The organism is Ulvibacterium marinum, assembly GCF_003626755.1.
GTDB lineage: Bacteria > Bacteroidota > Bacteroidia > Flavobacteriales > Flavobacteriaceae > Ulvibacterium > Ulvibacterium marinum.
Window position 1 is genome coordinate 763,523 of sequence record NZ_RBCJ01000002.1, and the last position, 15,633, is coordinate 779,155.

The window sequence follows — 15,633 nt, forward strand, 5'->3', positions numbered from 1 at the left end:
ATGGAGAAAGCAACATTGGTCCCAAAGAATAACGTTCAAACCGTTTTGGTGAAAATCAAATTGTTATATTCGAGAAAAAATTGCCCTTAAACGCAATGCGAAAAGACAAACTCTACTTCCTCACCTTTCTATCAATTTCGGTTATTTATACTGCGATTGCCGGTGTTGCGCTACATTATTTGATTAAGGCCAGCACCCATGAATTGCTTGAAGCCCATCTCGAATTTAGCAAGAAGGAAGCCAAAACCTTTGCCACACTTCTTAGCCATCAATTGGCTAATGGTATTACCAAGGACTCCACAATTAGCTACACGCAAACGAGTTTAAAAGGCACTGATTTTGAAAGAGGTTTTTTAAGCGTTTATGACTGGTCCGGAAGAGTAATATGCCACCCGGACATCAAAAATGTTGGACAACCGGCAAGTGCCAACAAATCATTTGTATCGTCGGTAACCGATGATTTAAGTCCAGAAAATTTTTATGACCTGTTAATAGCAAGTCAAGAAGAACTGGCAGAGGATACTTCGGAAAATACGGGGCAACAATCCGAGGTCATACATCTATTTCCTGTTCAAAATTCGGATTGGATTGTGGCGGCACATGTCAACATTACCAATATTTCTTCGGAATTGGACGAAATAAAAAGAAGGTTCTATCTTATTTTTCTGGTAATGGGCCTTATCGTAATTCTTTCCTATGTAATTACTGTGCGATTAATAGGGAGCTCCTATGAAAAAAGATTAGAGCTTAAAAACCAACAATTGGAAGATGAAGTTATTAATCTTTCAAAACTGAACAGGGCCGTAGGGGACTATCAACAAAAAGTAATAGAGAAAAAACCACAGACCCGAACCAGCGATAACAATACCAAAAAAAGAATACTTACGTATATCCGCAATGAGCTGTTGCCTATTCCTATAGGGGAGATTGCCCATATTTATACGGAAAACACAATAACCTATGTGGTCTGCTTTAACGGTAAGCGTTCTACCTCAAATTTGAGTCTTGATGAACTTTTCTCCAACCTCGACGATAGCTACTTTTTTAGAGCCAATCGGCAATTCATCATTGCCATATCCGCAATAAATAAAATTGTGAAATATGGGAATAACCAGCTAAAAATATTGGTGAATCCAAACTCTGAGGTAGATATCATCATAAGCAAAAATAGAGCTGCCGAGTTTAAGCAATGGCTTAATTTGTAAACATTGCAGATTGCTTTGCCTCGTCCATTTTTCTTATCTTTTGTTCTCATTGAAAAGTATATTGGCGTACCGAACCTTAATGTGTCCGTTATCGGTTCTTACCAATCGGTAGTACGAGTAATGATTTCATAATCATGATAGATAGCATCCTTCAGTTCTTAATAGGAATAGGTATTTTGCAGTCCCTACTTTTGGGATCGGTACTCATCCTTAGTTATGGTAAGAACAGGCTGATCTCAATGATTTTAGGAATTATACTTCTACTTGCCTCTTTTTTACTATTGTCTGAACTATTAGATCTTCTGAACATAGGGCAAAGCTTTAAAAGACTTCGGAGGTATTCTATTTTGCTGGATTTGGTATTGGTCGTGCTTATATGGTGGCTTACCTTAACCATTACCGGCAAAATGACCAGGTTTTCAAAAGCGGATTATATACATCTTCTACCCTTTGCCATAGGCCTGCTTTGGTTGGAAACCGGTTTTAATTGGTATGGAAACGAAAGTCCAGGAACATTTTCCCATATTCCGGATGCCATCGGAATTTTTTTAGCCTATAAAGGGGTTATCTGGGCCATTTATGTCGTGGGCTGTATACGGATCATTTCATCAAAAAAACTACAGATCTCCGACTTTCCCAACAAAGTAAGGAAAAGACTGTTGCAAAAGCTGATCTGGCCTTTTATCGGTATTTCATCCATCAGTTTTTTTTGTTTTTGGCTGATGTTTTTTGGAATCGACCTGCCCATTGATTCCGATTACTTGGGAGCTATATTGATTACTGCTTTTGTATATTTTCTTACACTTTCAATTCTCTGGGAACCCCATCTTTTTATAAGGACCAGAGGGGAATCCATATGGCCCAAATACCACAGGTCAAAAATTGACAGCGCGTTGGATTCGGATTATTTACAGCGATTGAGAAATTATTTGGAACAAGAAAAACCCTACCTAGATAAAAAACTAAGTCTGCACGCACTTGCACAAACCTTAGGTATTTCCCCAAATACGATTTCCCGAATCATTAATGAACAGTTGGGTCAAAGCTTCAATGACCTCATCAATACCTATCGTTTACAGGAAGTAAAACAAAAATTGGTAGACCCTAAACACGACAATAAAACCATTCTTGCCCTAGCTTTTGAGTCCGGTTTTCAAAGCAAGGCCTCCTTCAACCGGGTTTTTAAAAAAATAGAGGGGAAAACCCCCTCCGAGTATAAAGAAAGTTTTAGGTCTCATCCTACCCTTTAGGTCGATTCGCATACTCCAAGATTCTAGTTTTACATCCTATTCATCAATCAAATGCATTATGAAAAAGTTATGTAATCTTCTCGTCGTATTATTTGCCCCTTGCCATTTAGTTGCACAACCGCTAATAGAGGTTGCAAAATCGCACTATACCCATGAATCCTGGGAGTTGGCCTACACATCTTATAAAAACGTATTGGAGATCAATCCCTATAACGATGTGTATTGGTATCGCTATGCAAATACCGCCGAAAAGACCAATCATCTTGATGAGGCCATAGAAGCCTACCGTAAAACGATTGCATTAAACACGGCCCATGGCTTGGCCATGTATAGGTTGGCCCGCTGTTATGCCCAGAAGGGTAATACAAAAAAGGTCCTTACATGGTTGGAGAAGGCCGACCATACCGGTCATTATAATATCCAAAGCGCAATAGGGGACCAAAAATTTAAGAACCTACACTCCAATGATCAATTCAAAACTCTTACAGGACAATTGTTCCAACCGGCCACAAACAAAATACAGGCATGGCAGCGAGACCTTGAATACCTTGTGGAACAGGTAGAAAAGGAGCACAAAAATTTTACACATTCCATTTCTTTGGAAGAATGGCAAAATGCAGTACAAAAAGTCCATAACAAGATTCCTCAAATGACAGATCTGGAAATCATCGGCGCCTTTATGGAGCTGTTGGCCAAAATCGGCGATGGCCATACCCTGCTCTATCCTCCCTTTCAAGGAATCTATGCATTTAAGGCTCTGCCTTTGGAGTTTTATTATTTCGAAGACGAATTGTATGTGAGAGCGGCCGAACCGGAGTATCAATCGCTCGTAGGCGCCAAGGTTGAAAGAGTGGGATCAATGCCCATAAAAGATATCATAGATGCTTGCAAGGAATATTTGGGTTATGACAATGAAATGCAATTAAAATGGATTATTCCCGTTGCACTTGGCTTTAGTGACATTTATGAATTGATAGGGGCCAGTAAGAACAGGGATTCCATTGAACTCACTTCACGCTCATTAGATGGACAGACCCTGACGGTTTCCATAAAATCAGGACCTCTTACCAGGGATCCCATGGCCAGATTTGCCCCACCCCATTGGATAGATTTACAAAACTCTAAAATCCCATTATGGAAAAGAGATCCGGAAAACCAGTATTGGTATGAATACCTGTCAGATAAAAAAATTGTGTATTTCCAATTTAATCAGGTACGAAACAAACCTGATCAAAGTTTAGCCGACTTCGTCAAAGAACTATTTCAATTTGTTCATAAAAATGACGTTAAGGCCCTGATTTTGGATATTCGACTTAACAACGGAGGCAACAGTTTTTTAAACCGAGCATTGGTTCATGAAATCATTAGAAGCGACAAAATAAATACCCATGGAAAACTCTTCACCATTATTGGAAGACGGACGTTTTCCGCGGCCATGAATTTAACATCAGATCTGGAAAAGAACACGGCCACGCTCTTTGTTGGTGAACCTACCGGTTCCAGACCCAACTTTTATGGTGAAGACAATGAATTTATACTGCCCAATAGTGGTCTTACCGGAAGTATTTCCAGTAGGTACTGGCAGGGTGGGCAAACATCAGATGATACCAGAACCTGGATTGCTCCCCATTTGGCAGCTGATTTAAGCTTAGAGAACTATCAGAAGGACGAAGATCCAGCATTGGAAGCTATTTTTGCCTATTTGGAAGCTTTAAAAACCGAATAGATTTTGAGTTGTTCAGTAGTTTTGTGAGTAAAAACTACTATTTAATTGGCATTTATTTTTTCTCTATTTTTATAGAAATCGAAGTTGTCATATTTCGGATTGACCAATCAAAATTTAAAGTGCCATGAAAATAACCCGATTTGCTGCAATCCTGCTTTTTACATTCTTGTTAGCGGGCTGTTCTTCCTATCTGACCAGTTCGGAAAATGTGGGTAAAACAAAAAAAGCCTATGAAAAAATTTTGGTGTTGGGGCGTTCAAAAGATAATACGACCCGTTTGAAATTTGAAAACCAAGTAGTGGAACAACTTAAGGCAAATGGCGTTAGTGCCATAGCCTCATATACTATTGATGGAACCAAGAACGTAAACCGGGAGTTTTCTGAAAGCGAAGTTCAGGATGTAAAGAAAAAATTGGTTTCGGCGGGATTTGATGGAGTCATCATAACCAACTTGATAAATTCCGAGGAGTATACCGATGTTATTCCAGGAAACTCTTCCACAACTTATATTCCGGCCAGATATGGAAGGTTTGGTCGCTATTATGCCTATTATCCGGTTACTACTTGGGAACCCGACCAGCTGAAGACAGGTATAAAATATGTCCTTGAAAGTAGCCTATATAATATTAAAGGCAATGATGGGGATAACTTACAATGGGTAGGCAGGTTTGAGCTGAAAGATCCAACTTCATTGGAAAAGACCTCTGCAAATTATGCCAAAGAACTTGTCGGAGCTTTGTTAAAACAAAGTGTCGCTACCAACTGATAGGTTACTTCAATGAAAATTAAAGGTCTAATCCATTGGATAGGACTTTTTCATTCCGTTTACTATTAATGAGTATCTTAAAACTCAATTCACAGTTTTCGTTAAATGGCCATGGGCAAAACATCAAAATTGGCAATAGGTGTCGTTCTCTTGGGAATTGTCACAGCTCTGGGAATAGTCTGGGCCAAAAATCGGATACGTAATTTGATTCAGGCGGAAATCATCCATTTCAATGATACCAAACCCTATACTTTTACATTCGATGATCTTGACTTCTCCCTGTTCAAAAGTTCGGCCAAATTTCAAAACCTGACCATAACACCAGACAGTGTGTCCACGGCCGGGGACATACTGGATAGTTTTGAACATCCCCATATTTTCGTTCAAAGTTTACAGATGGAGGGACTTGATGTATGGGCCATACTTATCCGTAAGCATCTAATACTAGAGGATATTGCCATTGATGGCATTGAAATAATGTACCAAAAAAATGCCGATACCAACACGGGACCATCCCGACCTATCGAAAAAGGTACTCCAAAGACCATTCTGCTCGATAAACTAAAGGAAATTAAGTTAGGTAGATTTTCCGTGGATGATTTCTCCTTTACCCTTACCGGGGTCAATAAAGATACCCTAGCGTCCTATATGTTGAAGGAGTTTGAAGTTGATGGCATCCGCTTACAAAGGCAATCCCATGTCCCGGGCTTATTTAGCATTAATACGGACGATTTGAGCTTGAGGCTTTCAAACCAAAGACTCGGCCTTGCCCAAAAGGAATATGACCTTCAGTTGGGCAATGTACAATTCAATGCCAAAATGGGATTGTTAAAAATGAATGATGTGTCCTATGTCCCTATGCTTTCCAAAGAGGATTTAGGCTCAAAATATCGCTACAATACGACAATTATGGAATCTCGGATACCCAAGGTGTCCATTTACGGCTTAGCTATCGAAAAACTATTCTTTAATAAGGGGGTACATTTAGATAGTGTTATTTTAGAAAATCCGGAGTTTATAGTTTATAAGGACATGAGCAAGCCTTGGAACAAAAATAAGAGGCCAAAACTGCTATCGGAATTATTAAGGGACATTGAGGATCGATTTCATTTTAAATCAATAATTCTTAAGCAAGCATCCCTGGACTATACGGAAAAAACCGAAAACCAGGGAAAGCTATTAAACGTGCCCATGAGAAACCTGGATCTGACCATGAGTAAAATTGAACAAACAAAGAACGGTAGTACATTGGATATTTCCATGGGTTGCACGGTTTTTGAAAATTTGTCCTTGGCATTGGCCCTTTCCTTCCCAAACCCTAATTCCAGTGATGATTTTTATTTTAAAGGTTCTACGGGCAGTACCACCTTTCAGTCCTTTAACCCAGTATTGCTTCCTACCTCCGGCATTAAGTTTGAAAAGGGAGACCTCATGGAAATGACCTTTAAAGGCCACGCAAACTCTTCTCGCGCGGAAGGAGATCTTACTATGCTATATAATAATCTACAAGCTACTGTTTTGAAGAAAAATCAAACTGAAAAGAATAAAACTATTTCCTTTTTGGCCAATCAAGCAGTTAGATCATCAAACCCTTCAAGAAGTGGGAAGACCATGGTAGGAGCCATTGATTTTGATCGAGTAGAATATAAGGGATTTGGGAACTTTCTCTTTAAGTCGATTGAATCGGGAATAATAAACTCGGTCTATCCTTTTGGAAATCGAAAAAGGAAAAAATAACAGGGTCATTTAAAAGTCCGTTATTTCTTTTTCTTGTTCATGATATATTTTTCTACCACCACCGCGGTAATAATTACAATGTAAAATTGGCCAATTAACCCTGTAAGAACGGTTGCTTTTTGTGCTATAGGGGTAAGCGGTACAATATCGCCATAACCAATGGTAAGCAAAGTGATATAACTAAAATATAGCAAGGCATCCGATTTTTGTTCGATGGTTCCTACTATTGCACTCCCTGAAAAGGAGGAAGGATGAATAAGTTCAATGGACAGGAACATAAAAAAAGCCAATAATCCCAAGGAAAGATAAGCGCTCATTAGGCCTATTATGACATTTTTACCCACTTTTTTGGCATGCCAGACTTGCCGAATTATTTCTAAGGTTACAAGGGCATAGAAAAGTGTATAAATAGCGAGCCTTACCACCTCGTAATCGGCCTCTATACTAAGTTTTTGCACAAGGGTATATACAAAAAACAACACCCCCAATATGAACAGAATCACATAGCCCAATAAAAAGCTTCGGGTTTTTGATACCAAAAGAATACCCGAAAGAATATTCACAAGAAAAAAAATATGGATTATTTCTTCTTGAAAAATAACCATGGGAAAAAGTAGGGAACCGAACAGAATAAAGAGCATACTCAAAAAAAATAGCTCAAATCGGATATGGTACAATTTATTAATCACTAGTCTTCCATTAGGGCCGGGTCAAAAGTGTAGCCCTTATAATTTACTTTATAAACGGCGCTGTAAAAAGTGGGAATAAAAATCAAGGTGATGACCGTCCCAAAGAGTAGGCCGATCATAATACTAACAGCCATGCCCTCCCACATTTCACCACCGCTCAGGTATAAGGGAATTAGGCCTAAAACCGTGGTGAAAGTCGCCAAAAGAATGGGTCTAAACCGTTGAAGGCAAGCGGTAATTATGGCATCTTTCTCTGCCCTCTTCAATACGTTCTGTTCAATTTCCATTCGGTCAATGAGCACAATGGCGTTATTGATTACTATTCCCGCCAAGGAGATTACCCCTAGAAACGGCATAAAACCAAAAGGTTCCTGAAAAATCAATAATCCAATGACCACTCCTATTACGGCCAATGGAATGGTTAAGCAGACCATGGTCATTTTTCGGAAGGAATTGAATTGAATAATTAATAACAAGAGAATAATAAAGCCGGAAAGCGGAAGGTATCGTACTACGGCCCCCATATTTTCCGCAGTGTTTTCCGCATCACCCCCAAATTGATAGCTATAATCCGCGCCCCATGTGACTTTTTGTTCGTCCAACCAAGGTCTAATCTCATTGGTAATGGCAGAAGCGTTGGCATCTTCCCGAAGTTCACTGGATACATTGACGGTCCTATAAATATCCAATCGCTTGATTTTACTATATTGCCATTGGGGTACAATGCTCGCCACTTGGAGCAAAGGCACGCTCTTTCCAGAAGATTGGGAATAAATATTCAATGTTTCCAAGGACTCCAAGGTTTGTTGTTGACTGGCTTCGCTTCGCATCACAATGGGTATGGATTTGTCATCTTCCCGATACTCACCGGTTTGAAATCCGTCCAAAACCGTTTGTAGCGAGGTGGCAATATCCTGATTGGAAACACCGGCCGTTTGCGCTCGGTTCTGGTCAATATCAATAACGAATTTTTTACTTTTTGGTCCCCAATCATCCTTTACGTTTTTTGTGCCGCTTACTTCATTAAGCCTACCCTTTACGGAATTTGCAATGGTCGCAAGAACATCCGGTTCAGGACCGGATATCTTTACTTCTATGGGTGTCCCACCACCACCGGAACCCAATAGACCTACCTTAATATCCGCGTTGGGAAAATGTTGGAAACAGTATTTGTCCAATTTCTCTACCATGGCATTGTTGAAAACAAAATTTGATGTGTTTACCAATAAATGAGCATAACTTGAGTTGGCCTCATCCGGTGAATAACCCAAATCATAGGACTCCGGTCCTTCCCCAATGTATGAAGACCAATCTACAATACCATTGGGCCTATTATTGTTTACTTGCAATGAATCGGAAATGTATTTTTCAATCTCCAGTACCACATCCGAGGTAGTTTCAATTTTTGTACCCAGGGGCAGATTGATGTCTACAGTAATCATGTTCCTATCACTATCCGGGAAAAAGACAAAGGCTATCTTGGTAAAACCGTAAAGGGAAAGAAAAAAGGCAACGAAAATTCCAATCAGTACCAGCCATTTATGGGCAAGGGCCTTAAGAATCAAATTTTTGTAATATCCCTTAAGGGTATTGATAATCCGATCTATGAAGCTTTCCTTTTTTTCTGATTTCGGTGTGATTTTTAAAAAGAGATAACAAAACAGGGTAATTACGGTAAGTGCTATGATCCATGAGGACAAGAGCGCCATGGAAATCACTACAAAAATAGGCCCAACGATATCACCCATTATCGATTCGGCCAAATAAAAGGATAGAAATGCCGCCGAAGTGGTCAAGGTAGAAATAAGTAAGGGGGTAAACAATTCCGAACAGGCTTCAATTGCCGCCTGTTTTTTGGGAACACCTTGCTCCAGTTTAACCATAATGGTCTCAGCAACTACAATGGCATTATCCACCATCATACCTAAAGCCATGATCAAAGCAGCCAAAGTAACCTGATTTAGACCCATACCGATAACTCCCATTAGCATAAGGGTCATGACCACTACTATAGGGATTAGACTGGCAATAATGGTTCCTGATCGCAATCCCAAAAACACAAGCATTACTATAAGTACAATACTAATAGACTGCATAAGATTAATAACAAAATCACTAATTTTTACATCGATATAGGTATCCAAAGAGGAGAGTCGGTTTAGTTCCAGGCCTACAGGTAATTTTTGTCGCCATTTGGCAAGGGTTTTATCTATATCCTCACCCAATTGTATAACATTGGAACCATCCTTAAGGCTTACATGTAACGATATGGCGTCCTTGCCATTTACTCGCACTTTTTGTTTGGGTGGATCAATATAGGATTGGGTAATTTTGGTAATGTCCCCCAATGGTAATAGTTGGGTGCCGTCAGCACCTACCGGAATCAGGGTTTCCTGAATATCTTCCAAGGAATTGAAATTACCCGTGGGTTCCAAAATAATGCGTTCATCGTTTAGATTGATTTGCCCTCCACTGCTTAAAATATTGGTCGATGCAATAATATTCTGCAACTTACTGGCGGAGAGGCCATATTCCTTCAATTGCGAATTATCGAATTCCACAAAAATCCGTTCATCCTGTTCGCCTCCCACCTCGACCTTCGCCGCATCAGGAAGTTTAATCAAATCGTCCTTGATATCATCTACATATTCTTTCATTTGGGCATAGGAAAACCCGTCAGAGGTCATCCCTACCACAATGCCATAAACTTCCCCGACTCCATCATCCTTAAGATCGGGCGTCACACCTTGGGGCAAGCCTTCTATAGCATCTAATTTTCTTCTCAAGCGATCCCAAACGGCCTGCATTTTCTCGGGAGCCACTTCGTCCTTTAAGGTTACGGAAACCACGGAGAGTTCGGTTCTGGAGGTACTGGTCACTTCCTTGAGTTCCGGTAGCTCCTGTGCTACCTTTTCTATCTTATCCGTTACCAAAAGTTCCACACGCTCCGGACTTGCTCCTGGAAAGAACGAGACCACCGTCGCCACTCTTACCGTATACGGAGGCATACTATCCCTAGGCAATGACTGATACAAGGTTATGCCCAAAAGCATAATGGTACCCAGAATGGTAAACGTGATTCTATTTTTATTTATCGAAAATTGGGTAAGGTTCATAGGTCACAATCGTTAGTTGAAAATATATCGCCTTTTTTGGCGGACAAGACTTACGGTTTCTTGAAATTTTCGTTTCTCAGGAATTGATTGGTTATTTAGTAATTAGTTACTAGGTGAAAGTTTTTAATAACTTTAAAATCAATAACCTAATAATTTTTTGATGTTTCATTGCTTTTCAAAATCCATAGGTCTTCCGTCCCTTGGTTATGAGAGAATCACTACTTTATTGTAAGGAGACATGCTGTCCGTCCAATAACGTTTGTAGACCTGCTGTGGCAATTCTTTGTCCTTCTTTAAGTCCTTGTACCACCTCAAATCCATCAGAGTTTAAGCCGCCCACTTTCACCGGATTTTTTTTAACGACAGATTTTTCACCCTCCTCAACTATCACATAAACAAATCGGCCGGAACTGTCCTCCCCGACTGCATGGGCAGGAATGCGAATCGCATTGCCCTTATTTTTGTTTTCGTCCAATTCAAAGGTGACGTTGGCCGCCATCCCGGTTTTAATGTCCTCGGTTGCCTCATCCAACTTTACCCGTGCCGGATAGGTAGCCGTGTTGTTATCCACTGCCGGTGATAGTTCCGTTACCCTTCCCATAAATGTCTTGTCGACCACAGAGGGTAACGTAATGCGCACAGGCATGTCCAAATGCACTTCATTAATAATGCTTTCAGGAAGACCGAGGGCTATCTGCATCTCGGTTCCGGCGTTCAAGACGGCAACGGTCTGGCCCGGACTTATATTTTCGTCCACTTCTGCGGTTACAGAGGTTATTACCCCATCTTCCGGTGCATACAAATAACCATAATTGACCTGCTCTTGTTGTATGGAAACACTTCTCTTGGCGGATTCATAGCTTTGCTGTGCCGTTTTAAAGGAGTTCTTGGCCGATTCAAAATCGGTCAACGAGGCACTTCCCTTTTCATACAACACCCGAAACCTATCCAAGGAAAGCTTGGCGGTATTCATTTGGGATTCGGCACTGTTCAATTCAGAAACGGACCGTTCATAATTCAACCGGGATTCCACATTGTCCAATTTTCCCAATAATTGCCCCTTCTTGACCGTTTGGCCCAATCGCATATCCAATTGCATTAAAATGCCCGTGTTCCTAAAACTCAGATTAATGATTTTTTCCGTCCTAGCGGTTCCACTAAAGGACCGTTCCTTGCCCCCGTTATCATAAGAAACTTCAATGTATTCCACGGGCCGTACGAATTCTTCCTTCACCTGTTTTTCTCCCCCACAGGCCAACATACCCAGAAGGGTTACCAAGACGGTTGTTTTTTTAAATGGTCGATATAGTTTCATATTCTTTGTATATAGCTATTAATATTAATCAAAATTGGCATCAAGAAATTCTGCAAATCGTTGTTTAAAGGCATTGTTTTCCTCCTCGGTATGTAACAAAAAGTTATAGCCCATAAAACGCTCCAATTGAATGGCATTCAATAAAAAATTATAGGTTGCACTGGCTTGTGCCAATTGCGCCTGTAGGTAATTATTCTGGGCATCGATCAACTGAATGATACTAACGGCACCTTCCGAATAGGAGGTCTGAACCAGTTCCAAGGCCTCTTCGGCCGCATTTACGGATACCTCCGAGAGTCGTATGTTGGAAATTTGGTTGAATACGTTCAAAACTCCGACGCTTACATTGCTCTCAATGGCCAGTTCTGTATTTTGTATATTGATTTCTAACTGGTCCTGTTGGATTTTGGCGGTCTGTTTATTGATGTTATTTCGGAACTGATTGAATATGGGTAATGACAAGTTGACCCCCACATTATAATTGTTGGCCGGATCTGGATCAATACTCCCTACCCCCCATTGATTAAAGTTCTGGTTGTAATTGCCTTGTAGTGCCACCGTCGGTATCAAACGCCCAAAGGAGTTCAATCTAAAATTTCGTTCAACCGCCTTTAAGTTATGATCCAATGATACCAGTTCCGGTGAATTGTTTTTGGCCTCCTCGATCAAAAAAGCGACAAAAGGATCCTTCAACAACGGGTTATCCAATATTTCCGCCAGTTGATTATAATTGTACGCCTCAAAAACTCCTTCACCAAGTAGGGCATCCTCAACATCCAATTCAAAATCAATAGGGTTGTTCAACAACTGATTAATACCTATTAAAGCCTGATCCAATTGGTTAATCGCTTCGATCATGGTTTGGGTATTTTGTGCCATTTGGCTCTGAAAGCGCAACATATCCGATTTACCGGACTGGCCTGCCTCATAATTCTGCTTGGCCAACTTTAAATTCTCCTTGGTCAATTGTAGGTTTTGATTCTGAATTTTTACATTCACCTTGCTGACCAAAGCATTGAAGTACAGATTGGAGGCTTCCAAAATAGCATCGAGCTGGGCTGCATTAAAATTGGCTTCCTGAGCTTTCTGAAGGTTCTTTTGAACGGTAATGTTCGCATTGGCCGCCTCCGAATAAATGGTCTGATTTAATTGTATGTTTCCATCCGTGGAGAACTCAGGTGAAATAGGCGCAACGGCTACCCGATCATCCACATTGGTAAAGGTTGCATTGGCCGTAATATCGGGATAATAATTGCTCTTTGCCGTTTTTACATCCTGCTGGCTTAGTTCCACATCCTTTTGTTGAGACTGCAGGGATAGGTTTCGTTCAAAATTCTCATTGAGAATATCCAACAGCGAATAGGTTTTTTCGGATAACGGGTTTTTGAACTCCCCCACAAAATCTGTTCGTTCTATTAGGCTATATCTGATAGGTATGCCCAACTTCTGCATGGTATTAAAATTTGCAGTGAGCCGCTGTTCAAAATCGATAAAAACATTTTGCTCGGATAAAGGGTTCCCATTTACATAGGCCTCAATGGTCAAGGCAATGCGCCTAAAGATCTGGTTTACATTATCATCGCCACTATTAGTTGCCATAAGACCAAGTCCTACATCTTCTGGAGCGGTACTGGTAAATGAAGGAATACCTTTTTCAATCAATACATTACTTAGCATTTTTATTTCTTCATTGGTAAGAAAGAAACCTCCTGCCAAATACAATGCATCCAGATTTTCTATACCAGACACAATGTCCTCTACGTTTTCAAAAGGAATGATTTTAAAACTTGTCCCGGTTCCCTTCAAAATATCGCCAAGGGTCGTATCCAATGGCAACACTGCGGCTATTCCCGACTCTATGGCCACCCCCACACTGCTAAAATCAGACAATTCCTTTAGGGTTTCTAAATCTTGACTAAAAGACTGGACACCCATTAAATAGGTGAAATTTTCAATACCCGAGGTCCTCTTTTCCAAATCCAAGGTGGTCATATCCGTATTAATGGAACCAAAAAGAATAGTAGGTTTGGCATGACTGGTTTGACCTTGAATTACAATATTACTTGCCGATCCAATGGCAATTATGATGTCTACATCACTATTTATTAGACTCTGATAGTTTTTGCGAGCCAGATTTACATCATAGTTGTGAATCATTCGGTACTCCTCTGGAAAGATAATCTCGGCATCCTCCCCTACTACCGAGCTTACTTCGTTCTTTAGTCGTTCCAGTAGCACTTCGGTCTCGGAGGTACTAATATCCACGAGCATTCCTATCGTATAGGCTTTTTTAGTTTGGGACCAGCAGCAAAAGCTGACCAAAAACAGTATAAAAACCAAATGTTTTCTCATAATCTATATGCTTTTACCGTACTACAGTAGGATTGATGTTAATTTAATTTAAGCTTCTTTATCAGTTTCTCCACCGTAAGTCCTTGGACTACGATCGAGAAAATAACAACAATATAAGTAACTACCAAGAATAAATCCCGTTCCATGGCATCGGTTAGGCCCAAGGCCAATGCAATGGAAATTGCTCCCCTAAGTCCGCCCCAGGTCATAATGAGATTGGTATTGGGTACAAAATCCAATTTTTTCTGGAACAGATAAACCGGTAAAATAAGCGAGAGGTATCGGCAAATTAGTCCTATGGGGATAATCAAAAGACCTGCTATGATATATTTTGGTTCCAAATCCAGCACAAGAATTTCCATTCCAATAAGCACAAAGAGTACGGTATTGAGCAAAATATCTATCAGTTCCCAGAACTTGTCCACATACTCCTCGGTTAACTCGGACATGGCCGCCTCCCTGGTTTTATTGCCTCCTACGATCAAACCGGCGACTACCATGGCCAATGGGGCGGAAACATGAAGGTATTGTGCCAAAACGGTACCGGTCATCACGGCTGCAAGAGTAATAATCACTTCAATATTATAATCATCTATACTTCGCATAAACCTATAGGTAAGCCATCCCAACAAAGCCCCTAAGAGTAACCCGCCAAAAACTTCAACTGCAAACAATTCCAGAACCTCATTAAAGGAGAAACCGTTCCCTGTGCCACTGGCCAGTCCAAAAATGGTCAAAAAAATCACTACCCCTACCCCATCGTTGAATAGGGACTCCCCTACTATCTTGATTTCCAATTTCTTTGGAGCTCCGGCTTTCTTTAAGATGCCCAGCACGGCAATGGGATCTGTTGGGGAAATCAAGGCCCCGAACAGCAGACAATATATAAATTTCACATGGAGATCTATGGCCATAAGTACAAAGTAGACGGAGCCTCCTATTAAAAAGGTAGATACCAAAACTCCAAAGGTCGCGAAGGCGAGTACGGGCCAACGCTGTTCCTTTAACTTTTGAAGGTCGGTATGCAGGGCGCCGGCGAACAGCAAAAAGCTCAGCATTATATCCAACAATACGGTCTTAAAGTCAATATGGGTAATAATGAAGCGTTCGGCATTGAGCAAGGTGTCATCTATATAACTTAGCAAAAAGATGATTACGGTAAAGAAAATGGTAATTACGGTAAGGCCTATGGTATTGGGTAATTTGATAAACCTAACATTGATGTAGCCAAAGAGGGCCGAAATGAATACCAGGATGCTCGTAATAACAAAATAATCCATTCAAAAAGAGAAAATTGGGTTGTGCGTAAAAATATGTTAAATATATCAAAAGAAAGGTGCGTGCCTATAAAAAATAGGGCCTTGCGAAGGTTCAACTACATTTTTTGGGACACACAAAAACCCAAGGAATATACTACATACCCAGTAAAATACAGCACTTGACACGTCTATAAGAGTCCAAATATCAGTATCTGGCG

Annotated in this window: 10 protein-coding genes; 5 read left to right on the forward strand and 5 right to left on the reverse strand. The window is 40.5% G+C overall.

Annotated features, from left to right (window positions below):
- Nucleotides 1-95 precede the first annotated feature (95 nt).
- The 5 genes from D7Z94_RS10510 (at nt 96) to D7Z94_RS10530 (ending at nt 6,684) form a co-directional block, all read left to right on the forward strand.
- A complete protein-coding gene (locus D7Z94_RS10510; RefSeq protein ID WP_120711513.1) occupies nt 96-1,205 on the forward strand; it encodes a LytR/AlgR family response regulator transcription factor in 1,110 nt (369 codons plus the stop codon).
- A 134-nt stretch (nt 1,206-1,339) separates the two neighbouring features.
- Nucleotides 1,340-2,455 (forward strand): helix-turn-helix domain-containing protein, encoded by a 1,116-nt coding sequence (locus D7Z94_RS10515; protein WP_120711514.1) that lies wholly within the window; start codon nt 1,340-1,342, stop codon nt 2,453-2,455.
- A gap of 58 nt (nt 2,456-2,513) precedes the next feature.
- On the forward strand, nt 2,514-4,181 hold the full coding sequence (locus tag D7Z94_RS10520) for a TPR end-of-group domain-containing protein (RefSeq protein ID WP_120711515.1): 1,668 nt from the start codon (nt 2,514-2,516) through the stop codon (nt 4,179-4,181).
- Nucleotides 4,182-4,305: 124 nt separating this feature from the next.
- Nucleotides 4,306-4,947 carry a hypothetical protein gene (locus D7Z94_RS10525; protein WP_120711516.1) on the forward strand — a complete coding sequence of 214 codons (642 nt, stop codon included), beginning with the start codon at nt 4,306-4,308 and terminating at the stop codon, nt 4,945-4,947.
- Between the two features lie 111 nt (nt 4,948-5,058).
- The gene (locus D7Z94_RS10530) at nt 5,059-6,684 is read left to right on the forward strand and encodes an AsmA family protein (RefSeq protein WP_147415871.1); all 1,626 of its coding nucleotides are present in this window, start codon (nt 5,059-5,061) and stop codon (nt 6,682-6,684) included.
- Nucleotides 6,685-6,704: 20 nt separating this feature from the next.
- Here the strand turns inward: D7Z94_RS10530 and D7Z94_RS10535 are convergent, their stop codons facing one another.
- The 5 genes from D7Z94_RS10535 to D7Z94_RS10555 all read right to left on the reverse strand — a co-directional run bounded on the left by D7Z94_RS10535 (nt 6,705) and on the right by D7Z94_RS10555 (nt 15,436).
- A complete protein-coding gene (locus D7Z94_RS10535) occupies nt 6,705-7,373 on the reverse strand; it encodes a potassium channel family protein (RefSeq protein WP_147415872.1) in 669 nt (222 codons plus the stop codon).
- Nucleotides 7,373-10,489: an efflux RND transporter permease subunit gene (locus D7Z94_RS10540; protein ID WP_120711519.1), complete on the reverse strand. Its 3,117-nt coding sequence runs from the start codon at nt 10,487-10,489 to the stop codon at nt 7,373-7,375. The genes D7Z94_RS10535 and D7Z94_RS10540 overlap by 1 nt, the downstream gene beginning before the upstream one ends.
- Before the next feature lie 223 nt (nt 10,490-10,712).
- Nucleotides 10,713-11,804, reverse strand: coding sequence for an efflux RND transporter periplasmic adaptor subunit (locus D7Z94_RS10545; RefSeq protein ID WP_120711520.1), 1,092 nt, complete (start codon nt 11,802-11,804; stop codon nt 10,713-10,715).
- Nucleotides 11,805-11,828: 24 nt separating this feature from the next.
- Nucleotides 11,829-14,156, reverse strand: a complete 2,328-nt coding sequence (locus tag D7Z94_RS10550; protein ID WP_120711521.1) for a TolC family protein — start codon at nt 14,154-14,156, stop codon at nt 11,829-11,831.
- A gap of 38 nt (nt 14,157-14,194) precedes the next feature.
- Nucleotides 14,195-15,436: a cation:proton antiporter gene (locus D7Z94_RS10555; protein ID WP_120711522.1), complete on the reverse strand. Its 1,242-nt coding sequence runs from the start codon at nt 15,434-15,436 to the stop codon at nt 14,195-14,197.
- Nucleotides 15,437-15,633 lie beyond the last annotated feature (197 nt).